Source organism: Novosphingobium sediminis (assembly GCF_007991615.1).
Lineage (GTDB): Bacteria > Pseudomonadota > Alphaproteobacteria > Sphingomonadales > Sphingomonadaceae > Novosphingobium > Novosphingobium sediminis.
Genome location: NZ_BJYR01000018.1, coordinates 47,255 through 71,487, shown reverse-complemented (window position 1 = coordinate 71,487; position 24,233 = coordinate 47,255). Strand labels below are relative to the sequence as shown.

Genomic DNA, 24,233 nt, shown 5'->3' with positions numbered 1-24,233 from the left:
GCCCGGGGAGTTCCCGGACGCCCGGGGGGTTTCAGAACTTGAAGCCGGCGCGGACGTACCATTCGGCCGGACGGCTGAACGAACCAGCGATCACGCCCGAAGCCGGGATCGACGAACCGGCCACGATGTAACGCGCGTTGGTGATATTCGTGCCGCCAACGGTCAGCGTGTAGCGGTCCTGCGGCGCGGTGTAGATCAGGCTCGCGTTGACGACACTGGTCGCGCCGCGGTTCATCACGATCGTGCCTTCAACGTTGTTCCGCTGCTTCGAGGTGTAGGTGTAGTCCGCGAGCAGCGAGACTTTCGCACCGTCCGAACCCAAAGGCAGGTCGAGCCGCGGCGAAAGGTTGATCTTCCAGTGCGGGGTCTTGGGCAGATCGCCGCCGACCGTCGCACCCAGCTGGAAGCTGTTGGCCGCGCTGGTCACCTGCACCGCCGGATCGAGGTAGGTGTAGTGCGCGTCGGTGTAGCCGAGCGAGGCGTTGATCGTGAGGGCCTGCGCAGGCTTGGCGATCATTTCGAACTCGACACCGCTGATCCGCGCGTCACCCACGTTGGCGATCGTCGGCGAGGTGCCCACCTGATAGTTGAGCTGGATGCCCTTGTACCGCGTGGTGAAGGCCGCGAGGTTCAGCTGCAGGCGGCGGTTCAGCAGGGTCGATTTGACGCCGGCCTCGAAGGTGTAGGCCTTCTCCGGATCGAAGCCGGAAACCACCGTCTGCGGTGTGGTGTAGCGCGTCGTCCAACCACCGGTCTTGTAGCCGGCCGAGTACGAACCGTAGACCATGACATCGTCCGCCGGGTGCAGCTGGATGCCGAACTTGGGCGCGAAGTTGTTGAACTTCTTCTTGTTGATCCCCGGCGCATAGACCCGGAGCGGGTTGGAATTGCCCTGAGTGGGATAGCCCAGCACCTGCATGCAGGTCGCGCCGCCAAAGCCCGGCAGCACCGCGTTGGGGTACACATTGCCCTTGGTGTCGGCGCAGACGTTGCCCAGCGCCGGATCGGCAAGCGGCGTGCCGGCGAAGGCGACCGAGCCGACCAGCTTGTAGAACACGCCGTTCATTTCCTGCTGCCCGCCTTCGAACTCCTTGTTCTCATGCGTGTAGCGGCCACCAACGGTCAGGCTGATCAGATCGTTCACCTTGAAATCGAACTGGGTGAAGCCGGCGAAGTTGGTGGTGTTGAACCAGTTCGGCCCATCGATCTGCACCGCGCCCTGTGCGAACGAGACGAGATCGAGCAGCGAACCCTTCTCGTTGAAGAAATAGGCGCCGACGACGAACTTCAGGCGATCGTTGAGCCCGCTGCCGACCAGCTGGAATTCCTGGCTGAGCTGATGCTGGCGCTGATCGAAGCTGGGGTGGAGGATGTTGAGCGGCGAACCGTCAGCATCGAGACCCGAGAGCCACTTGCTGTTGCGATAGCCGGTGATCGACTTGAGCAGGATGTTCGGCGCGATATCGAGCTCCGCATTCAGCGTGAAGCCGAAGTTGCGCAGGCGCGAGAAGTTGTTGCCGGTGGCGTAGGTGGTGTCGGGATTACCGGTGATGAACTGGTTGGTATAGAGCAGTTCGTGGCGGCTCGCGTCCGGCGAGGTGTTGATGCCGGGCGTGTAGTTGACGATGTTGATGTTCGTGATCTCGCCGCGGCGGTTCGACGGATACTGCGTCCCGAAGGTGCTGCAGAAGTTCATCAACCCGATCGCGCCCAGCACGCCTTCGGGCGCCGCACGGCAGGTGTTGTAGAGGAACGCGAAGTTCGGATTGCCGGTGGCGGCAGGATCATTGAGCACGCCGAGCAGCGAATAGGCCGCGGTGCCGGTCGAGTACTGGTAGTCACCGCTCAAGGTCGCGCGGAAATTGCCGCCATCATACTTGACCTTGCCGCGCAGCGAGCTGTTGGTCGCGCCGCCTTCCATCGAGGGCGCTTCATAGCCCACCGAAGGCAGCACGGTGTAGGGCGCCGAATTGGCAACCAGCGCGCTGGGGAAGGGAATGCGGCGCGAATAGCCGTTGCTGTGGCGCACGTCGAAGGTGACGAGCGAGGTCAGCCCTTCGGCGAGCGGAATGTCGATCGCGCCGCGCCCTTCGAAGCTGTTGAAGCGGCCGACGGTGACATCACCCTGAACCCGGAACTCCTTGGCCGGATCGCGCGTCACGATGGAGACGGCGCCGCCGATGGTGTTCCGCCCGAAAAGCGTGCCCTGCGGGCCCTTGAGCACTTCGATGCGGCCAGTATCGAGCAGGTCCTGGTTCGCGCCGACCGAGCGGGCGAGATAGATGCCATCGACATAGACGCCCACGCCCGGATCGATGTTGAAGGCGAAGTCCGAGGAACCGATGCCGCGGATCGAGGCGGCGAGCACCGCGGTCGAACCGGTGAAGGCAACGCCGTTGTCGAAGTTGACGTTGGGGGCAACGGCGGTCAGCTGGCTGACGTTTGCGACGGCGCGTTCCTGCAGCGAAGCACCCGAAAACACCGAAATCGCGATCGGCACCGTCTGCGCGCTTTCAGCACGCTTCTGCGCGGTAACGATGATTTCCTGAATGCCACCGGACTGCGTTTCTGTCGCGGCTTCGGCTGCGGCTTCCTGTGCAATTGCCGGCGCCGCCGAAAGCAGCGCGCACGACGCCATCAGATAGCCGAGAAACTTCTTCTTGTCAGACATATACCCCTCCGCTCCGTTCGCGTCGCAGATCGGCGGTTGATGGGTGCCGTCTTGCAGGTTCGCGAATTGAGCGGGGGGTATCAACGCGGAGGATTGCCTTCCAATACCATTTTTGGCACCAAGCGATACCGTTTGGGTAACGAGAGATTGCCATGAGCCGCTTTGCCAGCCAGGTCGATATTCGTCATCTGCGCTATCTCGAAGCGATCGTCCGCAACGGCAGTTTCCGCAGTGCAGCAGAAGAGCTGAACATCTCGCAGCCCCCGCTTACCCGCCAGATTCAGCAGCTTGAGACGATCGTCGGCGCCCCGCTTCTTGTGCGCCGCGCAAAAGGGATCGAACCCACCGCTGCGGGCGCCGCATTGTGCGTGGAAGCCCGCAACATCCTCAACCTGCTGGAGACCGCGTGCACGAATGCGCGGCTCATCGGCATAGGGCAGCTCGGGCGACTCGACGTCGGCGTGTTCGGTTCGGCGGTGTTCGACATCGTGCCAAGGATCGTCGCCGCCTTCCGCGAGCGCTTTCCGCTCGTCGAGGTGAACCTGCACAACATGGACCGCGCCACGCAAGTCAAGGCCCTGCACGAGCGGCGCATCATGGTCGGCTTCAACCGCTTCTTTCAGGATCATCCCGATCTCTTGTGGGAGCCCATCGTCCACGAGCCGATGATCGCGGTCGTCCCGCGCCACCATCCGCTCGCCTCACGCACATCGGTGCGGCTGGAGGACCTCGCCGGCGAACCACTGATCCTCTACCCGCGCACAAATGCGCCGGGCGGCTTCGGCAATTACCTCTACCGCCAGTTCCACCAGGCCGGGTTCGAACCCAAGGTGGTCCAGAATGTCGACGATGTGGTCACCGCCGTCTCGTTCGTATCGAGCGGCGTGGGGCTGACGGTGGGCGTATCCTCGGCACAGAACCTGCGGCTGCCCGGGGTATCCTACATCCCGCTGGAAGAGACCGGCGGGGCGGAATTCGACCTTTGCATGATCTACCGCGCTTCGGAGGAATCGATCCTGCTCGGCGAGTTCCTCAAGACGGTGCGCGAAGTGGTCGGACCGCGGCCCTAAGCTGCATCCAGCGCCTTCAGCGCGGCTTCGGCAATCGCGAGATCCTCCTCCGCGCTGCCGCCGCTGACGCCGATCGCGCCGACCACCGCCCCGTCCTGAACAATCGGCACACCGCCGCCGAGCAGGGTGAAGCCCGCTGCCTTGCTCAGGCCGTGGACCAGCGCGGGCTCATCCTTGATCCGGTCGTACCAGAGGTGTGTGGCGACACCGAACGAGGCTGCCGTCACCGCCTTGTCGCGCGCGATGTCATTGCTGAGCAGCGGCGCGCCGTCCATGCGGCTGAAGCCCTTGAGCACGCCGGATTCGTCGACCACAGCGATGGCGACGGCCGCCCCGAATGCATCCGCTGCCGCCTCGGCAGCGCGCAGCAGCGCAGTCGAACCCGCGCTGCCGATGGATGCGCGGACAACAGTGATCGGCATGGCATTTCCCTTTCCCGAATGAATGAGGGGGACGATTGCTCGCCCCCCTCTACCTTGGCAATGGCCCCTCCTTGCAGGGCCACGGATCGCTTCAGGTCACCACGCCAAGGAATGCCGGATTGAGCTGGCGATCGTGGTAATAGACCGCCGTGCCAACCTCGTCCCAGGTCCAGGTCAGCGTTTCGTGATCGGGATAGGATGACTGGACCCCGGCGAAGGTCTCGAAGCGGTTGCCCGAAGGATCGAACGCATAAATCGTCGTGCCGCGCGTCACGCCGTGGCGCGTCGGCCCCATGTCGATCGAGATCTTGTGCATCGACATGAGATCGGCTGCGCGCAGGACTTTCTCCCAGCTTTCCATATAGAACGAGACATGGTGAAGCTTCGCCGGCTCCTCGTGGCGAACGAAGGCAATATCGTGCGCCTTGGAAGAACAGGCCATGAAGATCGCCAGCTGGGTCTTGCCGTCCTCGAGCATGATCTGTTCGCTGGTGTGGAAGCCGAGCACGTTGACGAACAGGTCCTGCACCTTCTCGATATCCGGACCATAGAGCAGCGCGTGATCGAACCGGATCGGCGCGATGCCGCGTTCGGCCTCGGGGTTCCATGGCGGAGGATTGTTGCCGGATTGCGGGGTCGAGAGCCTGGCCTTCTCGGCGTAGAGTTCGATCTGATGGCCGCTGGGTATCTGGAAGCGGACCCGCTCGCCGGTCTGGAGCAGATCGCCCGCAGGAATGCGCTCGGTCGGAATGCCATAAGCGCGCACATCGGCCTCAAGCCGGTCGAGCGATGCTTCGGAATCGACCTTGAAGCCCATGAAATCCATGCCGGCGCTGTCCGCCTCGCGCAGGATGATGCTGTTGTGCTCGATCTCGTCCCACGCGCGGTAATAGACGCGCCCGAAGGAATCGCGGCCGGTTTCGATCAGCCCCAGCACTTCGCCATAGAAGTGCGTCGCTTCCTTCATGTCCAGCACCCGGATGCACGCATGCCCGGGGCGCAGAACGCCAGTCATTGCCATATCACTCTCCTGTTTTCTCGGCGTTTGCGCCGGTTCTTTCCGGAAATGCGCGGATCATCTTGCCCACCACCTGCACCGCCAGATCGCTGCTGGGGGTGATCCGGCAGGCGAGCGCGTAGCCGTCACGCTCCTCATCATGGCTGACATGCGCCCGGCTCATCACACGGCGTTCGCAGGTGCCCGCGATTACGCGCACCTTGCACACGCCGCACCCGCCGTTGCGGCAGCCCACCGGAATGCCCTTGCGCCCCAACCGCTCCATCGAAGCGAGCAGGCTACGGTCGTCGGTGCAGGCGAGCGTCTCGCCGGTCTCGACAAAGCAGACGGTGTGGCTGGTCATGCCCGCGCTCTAGAACTTCTTGAAGAAGGGGGAGCGCACCTGGTTCGCGTCAGCGGCCGAGATGAACTTCTCGATGAAGATGTCCCGCTCGAACAGGCGGCCCTGCATGAGCGTGGAGATCGCGGATTCGATCATCAGCGGAGGCCCGCAGAGATAGGCGGTATGGCCGCGGAAATCGTTGCCGAAGTGATCGCGCGCCGCCTCGTGTACGAAGGCGCGGGCACCGCTCCACGCGCTGTCGGCAGGCTCGTCGCTCAGAGCAGGCACGTAGGTGAACGTGTCGTGCGCCTCGGCAAGAGCGACGAATTCATCGTGATAATAAAGCTCACCGCGATTGCGCGCACCGTAGACGAGCGTGATCGGCTGGGTGCAGCCCTCGGCGAGCAGATCGTGGATCATCGAGCGCGGGCTGGAGAGGCCCGATCCGCCCGCAAGGAACAGATAGGGCGTGGCGCGCGAGGTGCGCAAGAAGAAGCGGCCATAGGGCCCCGCGACGGTAACTTCGTCGCCAGCCTTCAGACTCTCGTGGATGTAAGTGGTCGCCGCGCCGCCGGGGACGATGCGGATGTTCAGCTCGATCTCGCCATCCACCTGCGGCGCATTGGCGATCGAGAACGGCCGGGTCAGTTCGGGATGGCCGGGGATATGCAGGTTGACGTATTGGCCTGACTGGAACTCCATCGCCCGGCCCCCGTCCAGCTTGACGAAGACCGCCTTGATCGTCGGCGTCAACGCCTCGATCCGGCTGACCGTCCCGGCGAAATCCTGCACCGCGATGTTCCGCGCATCGGGCTCGACATCGATGTCGGCCTCGATCGTCACATCGCTCTGCGGGATCGCGCAGCAGGCGAGCGTCTTGCCCTCCTCCCGCTCGAAATCCATCAGCGCGAAGGTCGAAGCCTCGCCATGCTCGACCTCGCCGTCGAGGATCTGGACCTTGCAGGTGGCGCAAAGACCATGCCCGCAGGCGTGCGGCAGGTAGATCCCGGCGCGCAACGACGCGTCGAGGATGGTCTGGCCATCCTCGAGCGTGATCGTCTGGCCGAGCGGTTCGATGGTCAGGTCGTAGCCCATCGCCTCAGCTGCCCGAGCCCTTGATGCCATTGAGGCCCGGCGTGCGGAACCGCAGGCTGTCCTTGTGATAGAGCCCGTTCTCTTCGATGCTCTTCTCGAAATCCGGGGTCCACGGCTTGCCCGACTTGAGCCATTCGACCTTCGACCAGTCGATCCTGGCAAAATCCGGGTGCGCCCCGAACGAGGCGGGCATGATCTTTTCGACCAGATCACCGAACCGCATCGCGGGCGGCAGCGGCCACATGAACGGCGCGCAGAACATCAGGTGCTGGTCCCAGCCCACGTTGATGAGCCAGTCCCCGCGGTACTTGTCGACCCCATCCATAACGCGCAGCGGATAGTCCTTGAGTGCATTGACAGCCATGGTCGCCCCCTCAGTTCTTCGTGCTGGTTTGCCGCCATTCGGCGAAGTTCTTTTCATCCTCGCTGCCGACGTAGTCCATGTTGTCGCGGCCGTTGTGGATGTTGTAATATTTCAGAACTTCCTCGACCGCGTTGAAGTCGGGTGCGGTGGGATCGGCGCCTTCGGGGAAGCAGTTGCCCTGATAGATCTGCTGCGCTGGCATCCACGCCTGCACATACTTCTCCGGCTCGTCGTCGAAGATGTGTTTGCAGTGATCCGAGCAGAAGTGATATTTTTCGCCGCCAAAATCGCTCTCGCGATAGCAGATCTGCGTCGGATCATCGGGTTCGGTGAAGATCATCGGGATCTGGCACACCTGGCACAGCTGCGGCAGGGTGGTGTTGTAGAACCGCCGGCCTTCCTTCGCTTCCGCTTCCCAGTGCTCGAACCGGGGGCGATAGTACTTGTCGAACGTGTCGGGGTACTTGGCCGAGAGCCAGTCCTTGTCCTCTTCGCTCGGCAGCCATGAGTGGAAGTTCGAGATGCCCGAGTACTGGTAGAACGTCGCCCAGGCCTGGTGCGAGATGTGGTCCTTGTCGATGAACGCCTGCTTGGCGCATTCGGGCATCTTGATGCCGTAGCGGGCCAGATCGTTGAACAGCGCGCCGGCGTTCTCCTCGAAGTAGATCTCCCAGGCTTCCTTCCAGCTCATCACCTTCTTCGGCAGCATGTAGTCCATCATCATGGCGACGAGCGTGAGCACGCGGATGCCGCGCCAGGTCCACTTGTCGATCCACTTCTGGACGATCGGGATATTGTCCGGATCCTGTTCCAGCATGAAACGGATGCACTCGAGGCCCAGCGTCATGTGCCGCGCTTCGTCCGATTGCGCGGAGAAGCCAAAGGTCATCGCGCCCATGTCGCCGTTATAGGCCGCGCCCGAAACGAACGGCACGAACAGCAGGTTGGTCAGCACGTATTCGAAGCTGAACCCGATCGCGACCATGAACTCGAACGGACCGGCGGTGTAGGCATCGTCGAAGAACGAGCGCGGGACCGACATGTACCAGACCTTCTGGATCATCTCGGTCGGCGAGTGCAGGCCGTTGTAGTACTTGTTGTAGTTCGACATCGAGTGGATCTGCGTCTGCGCGTGGCGCAGTTCGTCCAGCGACTGCATCTGGCAGGCCACCCGCGGGCCGACGCCGGGGAACTGGCGGCCGACATGGGCAAAGCCGCGATGCGCCATGTATTCCAGCGGCGAAATGCCATTCAGGAACAGCTTCAGCGTGTTGACATAGCGCGCGTCGGTAACGCCGAGGTGGCCGTTGTTCTGGTTGAACGCATCGAGGATCGCGTAGAGCTTGCGCTCCTTTTCGGCCTGGTACTTCCAGTAGGCGTCCATGGTCAGGCGGAAGGGATCTTCCCACTTGTCCCAATCGTGGATCTTGATCCCCTCGAACTGCGCGTAGGGAAACACCTTGTCCATCGGCTGGTAGCTGGTTTCCCAATCTAGCCCGCGCGTCATCAGCGCGTAGCGTTCCTTGATGCCGAGCTTCTTCTTGGTGGTGGGCATGTCCATGGCAGAAATCCTCAGTTGCGCCAGGCGAGCGTGAAAGCGTCGTCGGTCTCGTCGATGTTGCCGGTCAGGGTGATGAGGTGGAGCTGGAGTTCCTGCAGGTCGAAGTCCCGCCCCATGCGCTCCTCAACGCTTTCGCGGTTGATGGTGAGTCTGCCCGGGCAGACGACGCGAACCATGGCGGGCTGCTCGTCGAGCGTCGCGCCGGGGTTGTCGGCAAGGATCGCCTCTATGATCGAGCGGCTTTCGTCGTTGGTCTGGAAAGCGATGAAGACGTTGTCGGCCATGGCGTTCAGCCTTTCTGCGCGGTGCTGACGCCGAGCTTGGCAAGCCGGGCGGAGAACTGTTCGGTAAGCTGCTCGATCACCGCCGGCGCCTCGGCACCGAAGGCGCTACGGGCCGGGCCTTCGAGCGCGGCCTGCGCGAGCGGCAGGTAGGTGCCGATCCAGCTTTCGATCTGCGCCTTGTTCGCGGCGCTTTCGCCGGCCGCGTTCTTGATGACGGCGTTGGTCCACTTGGTGGCGTCGATGAACCATTCAGCCTCGAAGCGGGTCAGCATAGAGAGCACGGCGCCGCCGCCTTGGGCTGCAAGGTGCGTGTCGATCTCGCCGAAGAACAGCGGGAACAGCAGCCCATCGAGCACCACGCAGTGCGCGGTGAACAGCTCGAACCAGTCCTGCATGACGAAGCAGTCTTCGATGTACTTGCGCAGCCCCTGCCATTCCGGCCCAGCCACCCACGCCTGCTTGGCAGCGGTGAGTTCCGCCTCGTCACCCAGCACAAGGCCAAGGCGCGTGAGGTACTGCGCCATGCCGAGGTGGTCCATCGCGTGGAACAGCGCGGGCGAGGTGAACGCCGTGCCGAAGCCATAGGCCGCAAGCGACATGCAGTTGGTGTTGCCGCCCCATTCGAGGTGGCGCAGCGGCAGGTAGAGGTCCATCGCGAGGCGGCGCACCGCGTGCGGCAGGCTGTCTGCCAGACCGCGATCCTCGACCAGCGCGAAATCGGCCTCCGCCGCCTCCTGCATGCGGGCGCGGGCCAGCGTGTAGGAACCATAGTAGTACTGGCGCGGATCGAGCAGCTTGTACCAGTCGGCCATGACGATGGCGGTGCGGCTCGCGTCGAAGATTTCGTAATCGGGCGCCCACAGCGGCCGGTAGTGGAAGTTCATCGTCGCCTGCAGGTCGAACGTGCCTTCCTGATAGCGCGAGGCCGCCTTGTCGGCGCCGATGCGCCGCGCGACGTGGCTGAACGTCTGGCGCAGCGGCTTGATGGTGACGGTGCGAAGATCGAGTTGCATCTTGGCCTCTCCCGAATGGGGTTATGCGGTCGGATGGGTGCGTGTGGCGCCCTCGCCCGCCGCGGCACGCGCGGCATCGGCAAGGCGCCAGAGAAAGTCGTTGTCGTCCGCAGCAGAGGGCGCGGCTTCGAGGCGGATCGGATTATGCTCGGCGCAGAAATCCGCGAAGGCCGCCTGTGGCAGCAGCATCTCGACGTAGATTTCAGGCTCACCGATGGCGAAATCGAAGGCGACGAAACCATCGGCGCGCAGTTCGGTGACGCGCACATATTTCGCTTCGGTATCAAGCTTCTCCGACGCGGCTGCGCATGCGCTCGCCGCTCCGGCGAGCTCATCATGCCGCGCCATTGCTCTCTCCGGTTTCTATCTTGAGCAGGAATTTCGAGCGATTCGCGGTTTCGTTCAAAAGCAAACTGTCAGGAAACCGCAAAAATCAAAAAATCTCGAGAAACTGCGGGTCTCGGGGGAACCATTCCGTAGTTATCGGCTCTGACCGCCACCGATATTTGATGATTTCAGCAAAATCGCATACAAGCCGTTGATGAAATCGTGATCGAGGGCAGCCCAGTGAAACAACCCGCACCAGCACGTGGCCAAGCCCCGGTGAAAGCCGCTCCCGCACCGGATGCCCCGGGTGAGGCTGCCGAATGGTTCGGGGTCGATATCGATCAGTTGTCTGGACGGCTGCGCTTCAGCCCAGACGACGCGCACATCTGGCTGGAGAGCGAACGGATGGTGCTGCTGCACCTGTCCGCCCTTTCCAGCTTGCGCCGTGAACTGATCGAAACCGCTGGCATCGAAGCAGCGCGGCGGATGCTTTACCGCGTGGGCCAGGTTTCAGGCACGCTCGATGCCTCGATCGCGCGGCGCGCCATGCCGCATGCCGGCCCCATCGAGGCTTTCAACGCGGGCCCTCGCCTCCATGCCATCGAAGGCATGGTCGTGCCGGAGGCCGTGAGCGTGGAACTCGACGCCGAAACCGGCTTTCACATCGGCGAATATATCTGGCGCTACTCGGCGGAAGCCGATGCCCAGATCGCCGCGTTCGGGATCGGCGGCGAGCCAAGCTGCTGGATGCTCAACGGCTATGCCTCCGCCTATTCGAGCGCGTTCATGGGTCAGCCAATCATCTACCGCGAGGTCGAATGCCGCGCGATGGGGGCACCGCATTGCCGCATCGTCGGCAAGCCCGCCGCCTTGTGGGAAGACGAAGGGCTCGGCGGCGAACATTTGGACGCCGACATCGGCTTTGATCTGCGTGACACATGGCTGGGAGAGCGCATAGGCCGCAGCAGCGTCGGCGAGGCCCCTCTATGGCAGGAAGAAGGGCTGGTCGGCGAAAGCCCGGCCTTTGTCGCGATGATCAGCACCGTCCGCCAGATCGCCGCAACCAATGCCCCCGTGCTCGTGCTGGGCGAACCCGGCGTGGGCAAGAAGTCGATTGGCCAGATGATCCACCGCCTGAGCGGACGGTCCGCGCGCCCGCTGCTGGTCGTCAATTGCGCGCGTCAGGATAGCGAGGAACTGGCGCTCGACCTGTTCGGCCGCGAACGGACCACGAGCGATCCCGCGCGCCCCGGCAAGCTGGAGCGGATCAACGGCGGCACCTTGCTGCTCGAGGACATTCAGGCGATCTCGCCGCAATTGCAGGCGCGGCTGGCCCAGCTGATGGTCGAAGGGCAGATGGCCCGCCTCGGTGCTGGCCAGCCCCGCGCCATCGATATCCGCGTTATCGCCTGCGCCAACGATGAACTGGCCGCCGCCGTGCGCTCGGGGCGGTTTCGGCAGGATCTCTACTACAAGCTGTCGGTCTGCCCGGTAGCGGTGCCGCCGCTGCGTGATCGCAAGGCGGACCTGCCCATGCTCATCCGTCATTTCGTCGAACTGCATGCCACGCGCCACGGCAAGTCGCTCGGCGGCCTGACCATGGATGCGGCCAGCTATCTGCTCAATCACGAGTTTCCCGGCAATATCGCCGAGATGGAAGCCATGATGGAACGCGCGGTCATCATGGCGCCGGCGGACGGGATGATCCGCACCCACCACCTGCTCTCCGTCGCCGATCTGCACCAGCCCTCGTTCTTCCGCGTCTCCGAAGCCGGAGCACTGGTCCATGCCGAGCCCGACGAGAGCACCGCGATCTCGACGCAGACCGAGAAGCTGCTGCGCGGCAAGTTCAATCTTGAAGAGTTCGAGGCCGATCTCATCCAGCGCGCCGTCGCGCAGGCCAATGGCAATCTTTCGCAGGCCGCGCGCATGCTGGGAATCACCCGGCCCCAGCTCGCCTATCGCTATGCCCGGATCCGCGGGGAGAGCTGATAGCCTTCCTCCGCAAGCACGCCCTCACCCAGCCCGCGCAACACGTCGAGCGTCGAGTTGATGTGCAGCTCGATCACTTCGCCCGCACGCTCCTCATCCCGCGCGATGGCCGCTTCGTAGATCGCGACATGTTCGGCATGGACGTCGCGGTCCGGCGGCGCGTTGAACCGCGCGATCCGGCGGTAGCGCTCCGATTGGCGGTAGAGGATCGTGAGGAAATGCCGCGTCCACTGCGATTGGCAGCCGGCCACCAGCGCTTCGTGGAACTTCTTGTTGCAGGCTTCCCAGTAATCGTCCGCCGTCGCACCGGCGCGGCGCTCCTCGGCACGCGACAGGCGGTGGAACGCGCCTGAAAGCTCGGCTTCCCATTCGTCGTCGCCCTGGCGGATCGCCATACGCACCGCATGCGCCTCCAGCATGGCACGCGTCGCGGTGATATCGGCGAGATCTTCGAGCGAGACCGGCGCGACGATGAAGCCGCGCTGCTCGCGCGCGATGACGAGCGCATCGGAAACGAGCAGGCCCAGCGCCTCGCGCATGGTGGCGCCGCTGACGTTGTAGATAGACTTGAGATGCTCCGCCCTGAGCCGCGTTCCGGGCTTCAGTTCGCCGCTGATGATGTCTGCCCGAAGGCGCTGATAAACGTCCTGGATCAGCGTCCGCGGCGAAGCCGCTTCCGATGTCCGGGCGCTCTCCAGATCAGAGGGATGGGGCATGCCTTTCCTTGCGACCGCGAGCGGCCGAGCGTCAACGCGAAAGTGGTAAATTTGATAAAATCTCGAGATTATGACTTGTAGACGAGATTCTATGCCGTTACCTTGCGCCGTATTCCGCTGCCCCTCGCGGCAGATTCCCGGCGTGGAGAAACTCTCATGGGTCAGATCGTGAAACTCGACGAAGCGCGCGCCTCGCGCCTGCTGCCAAACTTCATTGCCGACGAATGGGTCGCGACGGACAGCCGCTTCGACAATATCGACCCGACCACTGGTGAGGTGATCGGCAGCGTCTGCGCCAGCGGCAAGGGCGAAGTGGACCGCGCTGTCCTTGCTGCACGCGCGGCCCTCAAAGGCCCGTGGGGCCGCATGAAGTCGGCCCAGCGGATCGAGATGCTCCATGCCATCGCCCGCCGCATCAACGAACGCTTCAAGGATTTCGTCGAAGCCGAAACGCGCGACACCGGCATGCCGATCCACTTTGCCGAGCATGTCGACGTGCCGCGCGGAGCCGCCAACTTCCAGATCTTCGCCGATCTCTTCGCCAATGTGCCGAACGAGACGTTCACAATGGACACGCCCGATGGCGGGACAGCCGTGAACTATGCGCTGCGCGTGCCGCGCGGCGTGATCGCAGTCATCAGTCCGTGGAACGTGCCGCTGCTGCTCACCACGTGGAAGCTCGGCCCGGCGCTCGCCTGCGGCAACACCGTGGTGCTCAAGCCATCAGAGGAAACCCCCTCCTGCGCCAACCTGCTCGCTGAAGTCATGGCCGAAGTCGGCCTGCCCGAAGGCGTATTCAACGTCGTCCACGGCCACGGCGCCGATGCGGCGGGCCAGTGGCTGACCGAGCATCCCGGCGTCGACGGCATCACCTTCACCGGCGAAACCTCGACCGGCGAGGCGATCATGCGTGCTGCGGCCAAGGGTGTACGCCCTGTCTCGTTTGAGATGGGCGGCAAGAACAGCGCCATCGTATTTGCGGACGCCGACCTTGATGCGACAATCGCCGGGCTCGCCCGCTCGTGCTTCCAGAACACCGGTCAAGTCTGCCTCGGCACCGAGAAGGTCTATGTCCAGCGCCCGGTGTTCGATGAAGTCGTCGCCCGGATGAAGGCCGTGGCCGAAGCGCTGAAGCCCGGCCGCCCGGGCGAGGGCGGCGCCGATTTCGGCCCGCTCAATTCGCGCACCCATCAGGCCAAGGTACTGAGCTACTACGCGCTCGCCCGCGAGGAAGGAGCCGTGCAGGTCACCGGCGGCGGCGTCCCTGCCATGCCCGACCACCTCAAAGGCGGCTGGTGGATCGAGCCGACGATCTGGACCGGCCTCGGCGACGACGCACGCGTGGTCAATGAGGAGATCTTCGGCCCCTGCTGCCACATCGCCCCGTTCGACACCGAAGAAGAAGTGATCGCGCGTGCCAATGCCACCGAATATGGCCTCGCCGCTTCGGTCTGGACCCGCGATCTCGGCACCGCGCACCGCCTCGGCGCGGCGCTGGAAGTCGGCGTGTGCTGGATCAACAGCTGGTTCCTGCGCGATCTGCGCACCGCATTCGGCGGCGCCAAGCAGTCCGGCATCGGCCGCGAAGGCGGCGTCCACAGCCTCGAGTTCTACACCGAACTTCGCAACGTCTGCGTGAAGCTGTGACCATGGCCGCGCTTCCTGCCGAAACCGTCGCCAGCCTTGGCGATGCTTTGTTCGCTGCGCTGGAGAGCCGGACGGCCATCGCCCCGCTCACCGAAACCTATCCCGACATGGCCATCGAGGATGCCTACCGCATCCAGTTGCGCATGATCGAACGGCGCCTCGCGCTTCCCGGCGAGCGCGTGATCGGCAAGAAGATCGGCGTGACGAGCCAGGCGGTGATGGACATGCTCGATGTCCGCCAACCCGATTTCGGCCATCTCCTCGCCTCGATGAACCTTGCCGAGGGCGAGCCCCTGCCGATGGACGCGCTGATCGCACCGCGCGCCGAGGGCGAGATCGCGTTCCTCCTCAAGGACGATCTCGTCGGCCCCGGCGTGACGGCGGAGCAGGTGATTGCAGCGACCGAATATGTCCTGCCCTGCTTCGAGATCGTCGATTCCCGCATCCGCGACTGGAAGATCAGCATTCAGGATACCGTGGCCGACAACGCCTCGTGCGGGATGCTGGTGGTGGGCGCGGCGATTGCCGATCCGCGCCAGCTCGATCTGGGCCTCGTCGGCATGACCCTCGTCAAGAATGGCGAAATCGTCGGAACAGGCGCCGGTGCCGCTGCGCTCGGCCATCCGGCCAATGCCGTCGCATGGCTCGCCAACACGATGGGTGCGCTTGGCATTCCGCTCAAGGCGGGCGAGATCATACTTTCCGGCGCACTCTCCGCACTCGTGCCGCTCGCCCCCGGCGATGTGCTGTCGATGACCATCGGCGGCATCGGCAGCGTCAACCTCGTCTGCTCGGGAGCCCGCGCATGAGCCTCTCTGAAACCCAGATCGCCCTGCTGGCCGAACGCGTCGATGCAGCCGCGCTCAACCGGCAGCCCATCGCCAAACTCACCAACGAATTCCCCGAAATGGACTGGCAGGACGCCTACGCCATTCAGGACGCGCTGAAGGCGCGGGTCGAGGCGCGCGGGCAGGATTGCTCGCTGCTGTTCAAGGCTGGCCTCACCTCACGCGCCAAGATGGTGCAGATGGGCGTGAACGAGCCGGTGTTCGGCTTCCTCCAGCCTCATGGCCGGATCGCCAATGGCGGCAAAGTGGCGGCCTCCACCTTCATCCATCCGCGGGTCGAGGCGGAGATCGCCGTGCGCCTCAAGCGGCCCTTGCGCGGACCTGGCTGCCATGTCGGCGAAGTGCTTGCCGCCATCGGTGAAGTCATGGTCGCGCTCGAGGTGATCGACAGCCGCTACGAGAACTTCAACTTCGATCTCAAGAGCGTGATCGCGGACAACACCTCGGCCGCAGGCTGGGTGCTGGGCGAACCAGTGCCCTACGTGCCGGGCATGGACCTTGCGCACTGCGGCATCGTGATGCGGCTCAATGCCGGGATCGTCTCGACCGTCGCGGGCTCTGCCGTGCTTGGCCACCCGGCGCTGCCGGTCGCGCTGCTCGCCAACCTGATCGCGCGGTCTGGCCGCGAAATTCCGGCAGGCGCGCTGATCCTCACGGGTGGGGCTTCCGCCGCCGTGGCGGTGAAAGCAGGGGACCGCGTCGACCTCGCGATTCAGGGCCTTGGCGAGCTTGCGGTCAGCTTCACGTAACGGCCATGGACAACCCCGAAATCGGCCGCTCGATCCAGACCGGCCCCATCCAGACCAACTACCATGATCGCGGCACCGGCGCGCCTGTTCTGCTGATCCACGGCAGCGGCCCCGGCGTCTCGGCATGGGCCAACTGGCGCCTGACGATCGGCGCACTCGAAAGCGAATTCCGCTGCCTAGCGCCGGATATGGCGGGCTTCGGCTATTCCCCCGTGCCGGAGGGCTGGCAACACACCCGCGCAGCGTGGCTGGACCAGCTGATCGCGTTCCTCGACGGCCTCGGCATCGAAAAGGCGCATGTGATCGGTAACAGCTTCGGCGGATCGATGGCGCTTGCCCTCGCCATCGCCTGCCCCGAACGCGTCGACAAACTCGTACTGATGGGCAGCGTCGGCGTTCCGTTCGAGCTCACCCCCGGGCTTGATGCGGTCTGGGGTTATACGCCGGGTGTCGAAAACATGGCCGCACTGCTGCGCATTTTCGCGTGGAACCAGGGCCTTGCCGATACCGATCTGGCGCGCATCCGTTATGAGGCCTCGATCCGTCCCGGCGTGCAGGAAGCCTACGCCCGGATGTTCCCCGCTCCGCGCCAGCGCTGGGTCGATGCCATGGCCCACGCCGAAACCCACATTCGCGCCATCCGCCAGCGCACGCTGATCGTCCATGGCCGCGACGACAAGGTTATACCGCCGGACACCTCGATCACACTGAACCGGTGGATCGACGACAGCGAGCTCCACATGTTCGGCCGCTGCGGCCATTGGACGCAGATTGAACATGCCGCCGCCTTCAATCGGCTGGTACGCAGCTTTCTCTCGGAGAACGACCCGGCCTGAGCCGATCCGGGTCAGGCCAGCACCGGGCGCACCCCCCATCCGCATGAGGGCGAGGCTGCTGATAGCGATTGCGCAGCCTGCTGCAACGCCGCGAGCACCGCCGCATCGTCCGCCGCGCGATGGCGGCGGATGGACCTGCTGACGGATATGGCGGCGATCACCGCGCCACCCTGATCCTTCACCGGCACGGCAAGGCAATAGAGACCCGGCGCGCTCTCTTCGTCGTCGCTTGCCCACCCCTTTTCGCGCACAGCGTCGATCTCGTGGCGCAGGTCAGCGGGCTCCGTGATCGTCTTGGATGTCAGCGGCACGAAGCCGCCTTCCGCCAGATAGGCCGTGCATTGATCCTCGGCCATCCCGGCGAGCAGCACCTTGCCCAGCGCCGAGCAATAGGCCTCCAATTGCATCCCTTCGGCGGAGTGGATGCGCGTCTTGCCGAAGGGCTGCTTTACCAGATAGGTCACCATGCCCTCTTCCCACACGCCCAGATGCGCATGTGCGCGCAGCTTTCGCGACATGGCGGCAAGGATGGGCCGCGCAGCAACCGATAGCAGGCCAAGCCGCGAAACTCCGGCGGACAAGGCGAGCACAGCCGGGCCCAGCTGATACTGTCCGCGGCCCGACCGCACGACATAGCCGCGCCGGATCAGGGCCTGAACGATGCGATGGGCGGTCGTCAGCGGAAGGCCGCAAGCCTCCTGAATCCAGGCGAGCGACACACTTGTCTGCCCCGCAAAGACATCGAGGACATCGAGTGTTTTCTCGGTCAGCTGCGCACCGGTCATGGCGATCGTCCCATCGTACTTTTCCATGCCATAACTTCCACAATGTGGGAACTCCGCGCACCACGGGCGTTGAAATCTCCTCGAGACGGGAGAAGATGGCAGCGATCAGGCGGCCCCCATTGTTGCGGTCGCAGCAGGAGATGTCCGGTGGACAAGGTGAAGGCGGCGATCATCGGTTCGGGCAATATCGGCACCGATCTGATGATGAAGATGATCAAGTACCCCCAGAACATGGAGCTCGCCATCGTGGTGGGGATAGACGAGGCTTCCGAAGGTCTCGCCATGGCGCGCGAGCACGGCATCGCGACCACGCACGAGGGGCTGGAAGGGCTGCAGAAGCACCCGCTCTACAAGGAGATCGGCATCGCCTTCGACGCGACCAGCGCCTACGCCCACAAGGTGCATGACGAAGCCCTGCGCGCGGACGGCATCCAGGTGGTGGACCTCACGCCTGCCGCCGTCGGGCCGTTCATCGTGCCGCCGGTCAACATGGAAGCGAACCTCGGCGCGTCCAACGTCAACATGGTAACCTGCGGCGGGCAAGCGACGATCCCGATGGTCGCCGCCGTCAGCCGCGTCGCCAAGGTGCACTATGCCGAAATCGTCGCCTCGGTTTCCTCGCGTTCTGCCGGCCCCGGCACGCGCGCCAATATCGACGAGTTCACCCGCACCACCGCCCGCGCCATCGAAGAAGTCGGCGGCGCGACGCGCGGCAAGGCGATCATCATCCTCAACCCCGCCGAACCGCCGATGATCATGCGCGATACCGTGTTCACCCTCTCCGAAGGTGGCGATGAAGCGGCAATCCGCCAGTCAGTTGCCGCAATGGTGGCCGAAGTTCAGAAGTACGTACCGGGCTACCGCCTCAAGCAGGAAGTGCAGTTCGAGCGCTTCGGGGACAACAGCAAACTGAAGATCCCCGGCCAGGGCGAGTTCAGCGGCATCAAGTCGATGATCATGCTCGAAGTCGAAGGCGCGGGCGATTACCTGCCGAGCTACTCCGGCAACCTCGACATCATGACCGCTGCCGCCAAGGCCACCGGCGAACTGCTCGCCGCGCGGCGCATGGCCGGCGCGCTGGCCTGATCGCCCGTGCCCTCGAGCGGATCCCTGTCTGAAGCGCCAACACGCAGCGCGCTGCTGCGCAAGGCCGCCGATACGCTGGCGAGGGCAGAGGCAAGCCGTGCGCCGATCGCTCCGCTCAGCCGTTCAATTGCCGACCTGACAACCGGTGAAGCCTACGCGATCGCCGATCTGCGCGCGGCCCGGCGCCGCTCACCGCTGGTCGGCTACAAGCTCGGTTACACCAGCGCTGCCATGCGCGAGCAGATGGGGATCGACCATCCCAACTACGGGCGCCTGTTCGCGGCGTCCGTCACGCGCCGCGGATGGCTCCGCTCCGGGCAGTTGATCCATCCCCGGGTCGAGCCGGAGATTGCGCTCCTGCTGGGCCGCGACCTCAAGGGACCGGAGGTGAGCCGCGCTGAAGCATGGGGCGCGGTGCAAGCCGTGATGCCATCGCTCGAGATCGTCGACACGCGCTATGTCAGCTATGAATTCACCGCCCCAGACAACATCGCCGACAACAGCTCGGCGGCCAGGGTCGTGCTCGGCACGCCGGTCCCGGCGGACGCTGCGCCAGACCTCTGCGCGGTCTCGGTCGAGCTTTCGTGCGACGGGGTGGTCGTGGGTACGGGCCTTGGCCGCGACGCGATGGGCGATCCCATCCGCGCGCTCGCGTGGCTGGCCAACGCGCTCGCCGCAATCGGCGCAGGCCTGCGCGCCGGGGACATTGTCATGACGGGCGGATTGACCCGCGCCCATCCAGCAGCGCCGGGCGCACGCTTTTCGGCATCTTTTGGCGGCCTCGGCGAGGTTGCCGCACAATTCTCGGAGATCGCACCATGAGCACATTCAACGTCGAAGCGGGTGACAAGCTCTACATTCAGGACGTCACCCTGCGCGATGGCATGCACGCCATCAAGCACATGTACGGCGTGGATCATGTCGCCGCGATCGCCAGAGCGCTCGACAAGGCCGGTGTGGACGCGATCGAGGTCGCGCACGGCGACGGGCTCTCCGGCGCCAGCTTCAACTACGGCTTTGGCGCGCACACCGATTGGGAATGGCTCGAAGCCGTCGCCGAAGTGCTCGAACACAGCGTGCTGACTACGCTGATCCTGCCCGGCGTCGGCACGGTCGAGGAACTGCGCCGCGCCTATGATCTCGGCGTGCGCTCGGTGCGCGTCGCCACGCATTGCACCGAGGCCGATGTTTCGAGGCAGCACATCGGCATTGCCCGCGATCTTGGCATGGACGTCTCGGGCTTCCTGATGATGAGCCACATGATCGAGCCCGAGGCGCTCGCGGGCCAGGCCCTGCTCATGGAAAGCTATGGCGCCCACTGCGTCTACGTCACCGATAGTGGCGGCGCGCTCGACATGGACGGCGTTCGCGCGCGGCTCGAAGCCTATGACCGGGTGCTGAAGCCCGAGACGCAGCGCGGCATGCATGCGCATCACAACCTCTCGCTCGGTGTCGCCAACTCGCTCGTGGCCGCCCAGTGCGGCGCGGTGCGCATCGATGCCAGCCTTGCCGGCATGGGCGCAGGGGCAGGCAATGCCCCGCTCGAAGTCTTCATCGCGGCTGCAGACCGCAAGGGCTGGAACCACGGCTGCGATGTCATGGCATTGATGGACGCCGCCGAAGACCTCGTCCGCCCGCTGCAGGACCGCCCCGTCCGCGTCGACCGCGAAACCCTCGCGCTGGGTTATGCCGGGGTCTACTCCAGCTTCCTGCGCCACGCCGAAAAGGCTGCCGAAACCTACGGTCTCGATACCCGCACGATCCTCGTCGAACTCGGCCGCCGCAAGATGGTCGGCGGGCAGGAAGACATGATCGTCGATGTGGCGCTCGATCTTGTACGAGACCGCGGATAACCACCGCAGCGCCGCTGCGTTTCTGATCCGGCGGCTGGCGGGATCACTAGCCCCCAAGCAGCGCGAGGGCATCGGCAAGATCATCCATGTGGACGCAGCGCGGCCCGCAGGTCATTGATGGCGGGTGCCGCCATCGGTGACGGAGCGCTCGTATGCACAGGAACCGCCTTCTTTCGCTGTTGGGCATCGACCTGCCGTTGATTCAGGCCCCCATGGCGGGGGTCTCTTCGCCGGAGATGGCCGCGGCCGTTTCGGCGGCAGGAGCGCTCGGCTCGATTGCGGTTGGCGCAGGCGATGCTGAAACGGCGCGCGGCATGATCCGGGCTGTGCGTGCCCGCACGGCCGCTCCGTTCAACGTCAACTTGTTCTGCCATGCGCCCGCCGCCGCCGATCCCGCAAAGCAGGCGGCATGGATCGAGCGGTTTGCCTCGCTCTTCGCCGCGCACGGCGCCAAGCCGCCGGCTGAGCTGCACGAGATCTACCGCAGCTTCACCGTCGATGATGCCATGCTGGCCATGCTGCTGGAGGAGCGCCCGGCCATCGTGAGCTTTCACTTCGGCCTGCCATCTGATGCCGCCATCGCAGCGCTCAAGGCGGCCGGCATAGTCCTTCTGGCCTGCGCAACAAACCTTGCCGAAGCCGGCGCAATCGCCGCTGCCGGTATCGATGCGGTTGTCGCGCAAGGTTGGGAGGCAGGCGGCCATCGCGGCCTGTTCGATCCCGATGCGCAGGATGAACGGCTCGGCACCGTGGCGCTCGTCCGGCTGATCGCGGCTGCGTTCGATATCCCGGTCATCGCGGCCGGCGGCATCATGGACGGCAGGGGAATTGCCGCAGCGCTGGCGCTCGGCGCTTCGGCGGCGCAGCTCGGCACCGCCTTCCTCATCACCGACGAAAGCCTTGCGGATAGCGGCTACCGCGCCGCGCTGGCGAACAGCGGCGGACGGCGCACCACGATGACCCGCATCGTTTCCGGACGCCCCGCGCGGATCCTGCCCAATCGCTTCGCCGCGCTGGAGGACAGCTGCGACGATGCAGCCATCCCGGCCTATCCGATTGCCTATGATCTCGGCAAAGCGCTCCATGCCGCTGCCAAGGCGCAGGGCGAGCATGGCTATGGCGCGCACTGGGCCGGGCAAGGCGCGCCGCTGGCACGCGCCATGCCCGCAGCCGAACTGGTGCGCACGCTGGCTTCCGAACTGGCGCAGGCACTCGGCGAGAAGGCCCCCGCATGATCGCGTTCGAAACCGCGCTGGAAACGCTTGGGCCGCTGCGGACCCGTCCGCTGTTCGTGATGGAACTCGGCGTCGCCCCCATCCACGCGGTGGGTGCTCCCGGCGGCGCAGACCAGCGTGTCGGCACCATCGCGGGCGGCCGCTTTGCCGGCGAACGGCTTTCCGGCACAGTGCTTCCCGGCGGCGCCGACTGGCAGACGCTCCGGGCCGACGGCACCGTCCTGCTCGACGCCCGCATCGTGCTTGCCGCAGCAGACGGCGCCGTGATCGGCATGACTTACGAGGGCATCCGCAGCGGACCACCGGACGTGCTCGCAAGGCTCTCGCGCGGCGAACCCGTCGACCCGGCGGAATACTATTTTCGCACCACCGCGCGCTTTGCCACGTCCGCCCCGCAACACGACTGGCTGAACCGGATGATCGCCATCGGGATCGGCCACCGGCTGCCAGCAGGGCCGATCTACAGCCTTCACGAACTCTGCTGACCCTCTTCCGGCCATCCACTACCAGCCGCCGGCAAGGCTGCGCGTTCCCGCGCGCGGGCATTTTGCCCATCCCTCCCCTCGGATCAGGATTGACCGCGCTCCCGCCTCTCACCAGAAGCGGGGCATGAAGAAATCCATCCTCGCCGCTGCGGCAGCCACGACGCTTGGCATCGCCTTTATCGCTCCTCGCGCGCCGCTGGCGGCTGCATCCGAAACCGCACCGCAAGATTGCGCGCCGGACAATGGCGGGCTCAGCCTGCCGCCGGGCTTCTGCGCAACCGTTTTTGCCGATCACCTCGGCCATGCCCGCCACCTCACTGTGGCGGCGGACGGCACGGTCTACGTCAACACGTGGAACTATCCCGATTACTTCCCCGGCGCGCCGGTTCCCGCCGCCGGCTACATCGTCGCGCTGAAGGACCGCGATGGCGACGGCGTGGCGGACCTGACCGAGCGGTTCGGCTCCAACCCGCGCAAGGGCGGGCAAGGGGGCACCGGCATCGCGCTGTGGAACGGCGCGCTCTATGCCGAGGAAGGGGACAGCATCCTGCGCTATCCGCTCACCCCCGGCAGTGCGGTGCCAAGCGGCGCGGGTGAAGTGGTCCTCTCCGGACTCGTCATGAAGGGCGATCATCCGATGCACCCCTTCGCCATCGCGAAGGACGGCCTCCTCCTCGTCAACTCGGGCTCGGCCTCCAACACCTGCGAAAGCCCCAATCGCCAGCCCGGCGCCAAGGGCGCAGACCCGTGCATCGAACAGCAGACGCGCGGCGGCATCTGGGCCTACCGCGCTGACAAGACCGGGCAGGTGTTCTCCCCTGCCGACCGCTGGGCCACCGGCATCCGCAACACCGGCGGCATTGCGTTCGATAGCACGGGCCGCGTGTTCGCCACCCAGCATGGCCGCGATCAGCTCTCGCAGAACTGGCCCGCGCTCTACAATGGCGAGCAAGGCTCCGAACTCCCCAGCGAAATCCTGTTCTCCCCGTTCAAGGGCGCCGATTTCGGCTGGCCGACCTGCTACTACGATGGCAAGCGCCATGTGCTCGCTCCGGAATACGGCGGCGATGGCGGAAAGACGCAGGGGCGGTGTGCGGGCAAAACGCCCATCGTCGCGGCCTACCCCGCACACTGGGCGCCCAACGATGTCGCGATCTACACGGCAAAGCGCTTCCCCGCCGCTTATGCCGAGGGCGCGTTCATTGCCTTCCACGGCTCATGGAACCGCGCGCCCGCGCCGCAGGACGGCTATCTCGTCGCATTCCAGCCGCTGAAAAATGGCAAAGCTGCGGGTGACTGGATCCGCTTCGCCGATGGCTTTGCCGGTGAGTACCGCGAACCCGGCCGCGCCGCGCATCGCCCCGCCGGCCTTGCGGTCGGTCCAGACGGCGCGCTCTACATCGCCGACGATGTGCGCGGCACGATCTGGCGCGTGACCTACCACGGCGCCGGCGACGCCGCCCTCACCGCCGCCCCGCGCGCTGCGGTCAAGAGCGCGCTGACCACCGGTGATCCGTTCAGCGGCAAACCCCCGGTCGCCCCGCCCGGCTCGAACGCGGACGAAGTCGCGCTTGGCCAGCGGATCTACTTTGGCGAACTCAAGGGCGGCACATGCTCCGGCTGCCACGGCTCGGACGGGCGCGGCAGTTCTGCCGGTGGCTCGCTCACGAGCCCCGTCTACCAGTGGAGCGACGGCTCGCTCGAGGGCCTCTCCGCAACGATCCGCGTCGGCGTCGCCACGCCGAAGAAGGCCAGCGGCGGCATGCCCGCGCTGGGCGGCGCGCCGCTGGATGAAGGCGATATCCGGGCGGTGGCGGCCTACGTCTGGACGCTGGGCCACCGCCCGGGCTGAAA

General features: G+C 65.1%; 25 protein-coding genes. 13 read left to right on the top strand and 12 right to left on the bottom strand.

Translation table 11 applies throughout. The features are described from left to right. Positions 1 to 31 precede the first annotated feature (31 nt). The gene (locus NSE01_RS13600; RefSeq protein WP_147160187.1) at positions 32 to 2,671 is read right to left on the bottom strand and encodes a TonB-dependent receptor; all 2,640 of its coding nucleotides are present in this window, start codon (positions 2,669 to 2,671) and stop codon (positions 32 to 34) included. A gap of 152 nt (positions 2,672 to 2,823) precedes the next feature. Between NSE01_RS13600 and NSE01_RS13595 the strand changes: the two genes are divergently transcribed. Then, entirely contained in the window at positions 2,824 to 3,741 is a 918-nt protein-coding gene (locus NSE01_RS13595; protein WP_147160186.1) for a LysR family transcriptional regulator, read from the top strand. Here NSE01_RS13595 and NSE01_RS13590 read toward each other — a convergent pair. From NSE01_RS13590 to NSE01_RS13550, 9 genes are all read right to left on the bottom strand, one after another. Continuing rightward, on the bottom strand, positions 3,738 to 4,163 hold the full coding sequence (locus NSE01_RS13590; RefSeq protein WP_147160185.1) for a GlcG/HbpS family heme-binding protein: 426 nt from the start codon (positions 4,161 to 4,163) through the stop codon (positions 3,738 to 3,740). The two genes, NSE01_RS13595 and NSE01_RS13590, sit on opposite strands and share 4 nt — an antisense overlap. Before the next feature lie 91 nt (positions 4,164 to 4,254). Then, positions 4,255 to 5,184: a catechol 2,3-dioxygenase gene (locus NSE01_RS13585; RefSeq protein WP_147160184.1), complete on the bottom strand. Its 930-nt coding sequence runs from the start codon at positions 5,182 to 5,184 to the stop codon at positions 4,255 to 4,257. A gap of 1 nt (position 5,185) precedes the next feature. Further along, positions 5,186 to 5,524 (bottom strand): 2Fe-2S iron-sulfur cluster binding domain-containing protein, encoded by a 339-nt coding sequence (locus tag NSE01_RS13580; protein ID WP_147160183.1) that lies wholly within the window; start codon positions 5,522 to 5,524, stop codon positions 5,186 to 5,188. A gap of 9 nt (positions 5,525 to 5,533) precedes the next feature. Further along, positions 5,534 to 6,598: an NADH:ubiquinone reductase (Na(+)-transporting) subunit F gene (locus NSE01_RS13575; protein WP_147160182.1), complete on the bottom strand. Its 1,065-nt coding sequence runs from the start codon at positions 6,596 to 6,598 to the stop codon at positions 5,534 to 5,536. A gap of 4 nt (positions 6,599 to 6,602) precedes the next feature. Further along, a complete protein-coding gene (locus NSE01_RS13570; RefSeq protein ID WP_147160181.1) occupies positions 6,603 to 6,962 on the bottom strand; it encodes a phenol hydroxylase subunit P4 in 360 nt (119 codons plus the stop codon). 10 nt (positions 6,963 to 6,972) lie between these two features. Beyond that, entirely contained in the window at positions 6,973 to 8,523 is a 1,551-nt protein-coding gene (locus NSE01_RS13565; protein WP_147160180.1) for an aromatic/alkene/methane monooxygenase hydroxylase/oxygenase subunit alpha, read from the bottom strand. 11 nt (positions 8,524 to 8,534) lie between these two features. After that, entirely contained in the window at positions 8,535 to 8,807 is a 273-nt protein-coding gene (locus NSE01_RS13560; protein WP_147160179.1) for an MmoB/DmpM family protein, read from the bottom strand. Positions 8,808 to 8,812: 5 nt separating this feature from the next. Further along, on the bottom strand, positions 8,813 to 9,820 hold the full coding sequence (locus NSE01_RS13555) for a ferritin family protein (RefSeq protein ID WP_147160178.1): 1,008 nt from the start codon (positions 9,818 to 9,820) through the stop codon (positions 8,813 to 8,815). Positions 9,821 to 9,841: 21 nt separating this feature from the next. Further along, on the bottom strand, positions 9,842 to 10,168 hold the full coding sequence (locus NSE01_RS13550; RefSeq protein ID WP_147160177.1) for a phenol hydroxylase subunit: 327 nt from the start codon (positions 10,166 to 10,168) through the stop codon (positions 9,842 to 9,844). A 255-nt stretch (positions 10,169 to 10,423) separates the two neighbouring features. Here NSE01_RS13550 and NSE01_RS13545 point away from each other — a divergent pair, with 255 nt between their 5' ends. Next, entirely contained in the window at positions 10,424 to 12,139 is a 1,716-nt protein-coding gene (locus NSE01_RS13545) for a sigma-54-dependent Fis family transcriptional regulator (RefSeq protein WP_147160176.1), read from the top strand. Here NSE01_RS13545 and NSE01_RS13540 read toward each other — a convergent pair. Beyond that, positions 12,112 to 12,855 carry a GntR family transcriptional regulator gene (locus tag NSE01_RS13540; protein ID WP_147160175.1) on the bottom strand — a complete coding sequence of 248 codons (744 nt, stop codon included), beginning with the start codon at positions 12,853 to 12,855 and terminating at the stop codon, positions 12,112 to 12,114. The genes NSE01_RS13545 and NSE01_RS13540 overlap by 28 nt on opposite strands. Positions 12,856 to 13,011: 156 nt before the next feature. Between NSE01_RS13540 and NSE01_RS13535 the strand changes: the two genes are divergently transcribed. Genes NSE01_RS13535 through NSE01_RS13520 form a run of 4 tightly spaced genes read left to right on the top strand, consistent with a single transcriptional unit; the run spans position 13,012 to position 16,935 of the window. Beyond that, a complete protein-coding gene (locus NSE01_RS13535; protein WP_147160174.1) occupies positions 13,012 to 14,502 on the top strand; it encodes a 2-hydroxymuconic semialdehyde dehydrogenase in 1,491 nt (496 codons plus the stop codon). A 2-nt stretch (positions 14,503 to 14,504) separates the two neighbouring features. Then, positions 14,505 to 15,311, top strand: coding sequence for a 2-oxopent-4-enoate hydratase (gene dmpE, locus NSE01_RS13530; protein WP_147160173.1), 807 nt, complete (start codon positions 14,505 to 14,507; stop codon positions 15,309 to 15,311). Further along, a complete protein-coding gene (locus NSE01_RS13525) occupies positions 15,308 to 16,099 on the top strand; it encodes a fumarylacetoacetate hydrolase family protein (protein ID WP_147160172.1) in 792 nt (263 codons plus the stop codon). Before dmpE ends, NSE01_RS13525 begins: the two co-directional genes overlap by 4 nt. 5 nt (positions 16,100 to 16,104) lie before the next feature. Next, positions 16,105 to 16,935: an alpha/beta fold hydrolase gene (locus tag NSE01_RS13520; protein ID WP_147160171.1), complete on the top strand. Its 831-nt coding sequence runs from the start codon at positions 16,105 to 16,107 to the stop codon at positions 16,933 to 16,935. Positions 16,936 to 16,946: 11 nt separating this feature from the next. Here the strand turns inward: NSE01_RS13520 and NSE01_RS13515 are convergent, their stop codons facing one another. Continuing rightward, complete coding sequence (locus tag NSE01_RS13515; RefSeq protein ID WP_147160170.1) at positions 16,947 to 17,747, bottom strand: IclR family transcriptional regulator; 801 nt, start codon at positions 17,745 to 17,747, stop codon at positions 16,947 to 16,949. Positions 17,748 to 17,867: 120 nt separating this feature from the next. On the opposite strand from NSE01_RS13515, the gene NSE01_RS13510 reads away from it, so the two are divergent. From NSE01_RS13510 to NSE01_RS13485, 7 genes are all read left to right on the top strand, one after another. Further along, on the top strand, positions 17,868 to 18,806 hold the full coding sequence (locus tag NSE01_RS13510) for an acetaldehyde dehydrogenase (acetylating) (RefSeq protein ID WP_147160169.1): 939 nt from the start codon (positions 17,868 to 17,870) through the stop codon (positions 18,804 to 18,806). A gap of 6 nt (positions 18,807 to 18,812) precedes the next feature. Beyond that, positions 18,813 to 19,628, top strand: a complete 816-nt coding sequence (locus NSE01_RS13505; RefSeq protein WP_147160168.1) for a 2-keto-4-pentenoate hydratase — start codon at positions 18,813 to 18,815, stop codon at positions 19,626 to 19,628. Next, positions 19,625 to 20,659 carry a 4-hydroxy-2-oxovalerate aldolase gene (gene dmpG, locus NSE01_RS13500; protein ID WP_147160167.1) on the top strand — a complete coding sequence of 345 codons (1,035 nt, stop codon included), beginning with the start codon at positions 19,625 to 19,627 and terminating at the stop codon, positions 20,657 to 20,659. The genes NSE01_RS13505 and dmpG overlap by 4 nt, the downstream gene beginning before the upstream one ends. Then, positions 20,640 to 20,777 (top strand): hypothetical protein, encoded by a 138-nt coding sequence (locus NSE01_RS21330; protein WP_170233842.1) that lies wholly within the window; start codon positions 20,640 to 20,642, stop codon positions 20,775 to 20,777. The genes dmpG and NSE01_RS21330 overlap by 20 nt, the downstream gene beginning before the upstream one ends. A gap of 34 nt (positions 20,778 to 20,811) precedes the next feature. Continuing rightward, positions 20,812 to 21,894, top strand: a complete 1,083-nt coding sequence (locus NSE01_RS13495; protein ID WP_147160166.1) for an NAD(P)H-dependent flavin oxidoreductase — start codon at positions 20,812 to 20,814, stop codon at positions 21,892 to 21,894. Next, the gene (locus NSE01_RS13490) at positions 21,891 to 22,379 is read left to right on the top strand and encodes a DUF3237 domain-containing protein (protein ID WP_147160165.1); all 489 of its coding nucleotides are present in this window, start codon (positions 21,891 to 21,893) and stop codon (positions 22,377 to 22,379) included. The genes NSE01_RS13495 and NSE01_RS13490 overlap by 4 nt, the downstream gene beginning before the upstream one ends. Positions 22,380 to 22,503: 124 nt before the next feature. Then, on the top strand, positions 22,504 to 24,231 hold the full coding sequence (locus NSE01_RS13485; RefSeq protein ID WP_147160164.1) for a PQQ-dependent sugar dehydrogenase: 1,728 nt from the start codon (positions 22,504 to 22,506) through the stop codon (positions 24,229 to 24,231). Positions 24,232 to 24,233 lie beyond the last annotated feature (2 nt).

Coding starts and splice junctions, on each gene's coding strand:
- NSE01_RS13525 (WP_147160172.1), top strand. CDS start 15,308: ATGAGCCTCTCTGAAACCCAGATCGCCCTGCTGGCCGAACGCGTCGAT.
- dmpG (WP_147160167.1), top strand. CDS start 19,625: ATGAGCACATTCAACGTCGAAGCGGGTGACAAGCTCTACATTCAGGAC.
- NSE01_RS13515 (WP_147160170.1), bottom strand. CDS start 17,747: ATGGAAAAGTACGATGGGACGATCGCCATGACCGGTGCGCAGCTGACC.
- NSE01_RS13600 (WP_147160187.1), bottom strand. CDS start 2,671: ATGTCTGACAAGAAGAAGTTTCTCGGCTATCTGATGGCGTCGTGCGCG.
- NSE01_RS13580 (WP_147160183.1), bottom strand. CDS start 5,524: ATGACCAGCCACACCGTCTGCTTTGTCGAGACCGGCGAGACGCTCGCC.
- NSE01_RS13520 (WP_147160171.1), top strand. CDS start 16,105: ATGGACAACCCCGAAATCGGCCGCTCGATCCAGACCGGCCCCATCCAG.
- NSE01_RS13585 (WP_147160184.1), bottom strand. CDS start 5,184: ATGGCAATGACTGGCGTTCTGCGCCCCGGGCATGCGTGCATCCGGGTG.
- NSE01_RS13540 (WP_147160175.1), bottom strand. CDS start 12,855: ATGCCCCATCCCTCTGATCTGGAGAGCGCCCGGACATCGGAAGCGGCT.
- NSE01_RS13575 (WP_147160182.1), bottom strand. CDS start 6,598: ATGGGCTACGACCTGACCATCGAACCGCTCGGCCAGACGATCACGCTC.
- NSE01_RS13535 (WP_147160174.1), top strand. CDS start 13,012: ATGGGTCAGATCGTGAAACTCGACGAAGCGCGCGCCTCGCGCCTGCTG.
- dmpE (WP_147160173.1), top strand. CDS start 14,505: ATGGCCGCGCTTCCTGCCGAAACCGTCGCCAGCCTTGGCGATGCTTTG.
- NSE01_RS13495 (WP_147160166.1), top strand. CDS start 20,812: ATGCACAGGAACCGCCTTCTTTCGCTGTTGGGCATCGACCTGCCGTTG.
- NSE01_RS13555 (WP_147160178.1), bottom strand. CDS start 9,820: ATGCAACTCGATCTTCGCACCGTCACCATCAAGCCGCTGCGCCAGACG.
- NSE01_RS13560 (WP_147160179.1), bottom strand. CDS start 8,807: ATGGCCGACAACGTCTTCATCGCTTTCCAGACCAACGACGAAAGCCGC.
- NSE01_RS13595 (WP_147160186.1), top strand. CDS start 2,824: ATGAGCCGCTTTGCCAGCCAGGTCGATATTCGTCATCTGCGCTATCTC.
- NSE01_RS13590 (WP_147160185.1), bottom strand. CDS start 4,163: ATGCCGATCACTGTTGTCCGCGCATCCATCGGCAGCGCGGGTTCGACT.
- NSE01_RS13490 (WP_147160165.1), top strand. CDS start 21,891: ATGATCGCGTTCGAAACCGCGCTGGAAACGCTTGGGCCGCTGCGGACC.
- NSE01_RS13550 (WP_147160177.1), bottom strand. CDS start 10,168: ATGGCGCGGCATGATGAGCTCGCCGGAGCGGCGAGCGCATGCGCAGCC.
- NSE01_RS13565 (WP_147160180.1), bottom strand. CDS start 8,523: ATGGACATGCCCACCACCAAGAAGAAGCTCGGCATCAAGGAACGCTAC.
- NSE01_RS13485 (WP_147160164.1), top strand. CDS start 22,504: ATGAAGAAATCCATCCTCGCCGCTGCGGCAGCCACGACGCTTGGCATC.
- NSE01_RS13570 (WP_147160181.1), bottom strand. CDS start 6,962: ATGGCTGTCAATGCACTCAAGGACTATCCGCTGCGCGTTATGGATGGG.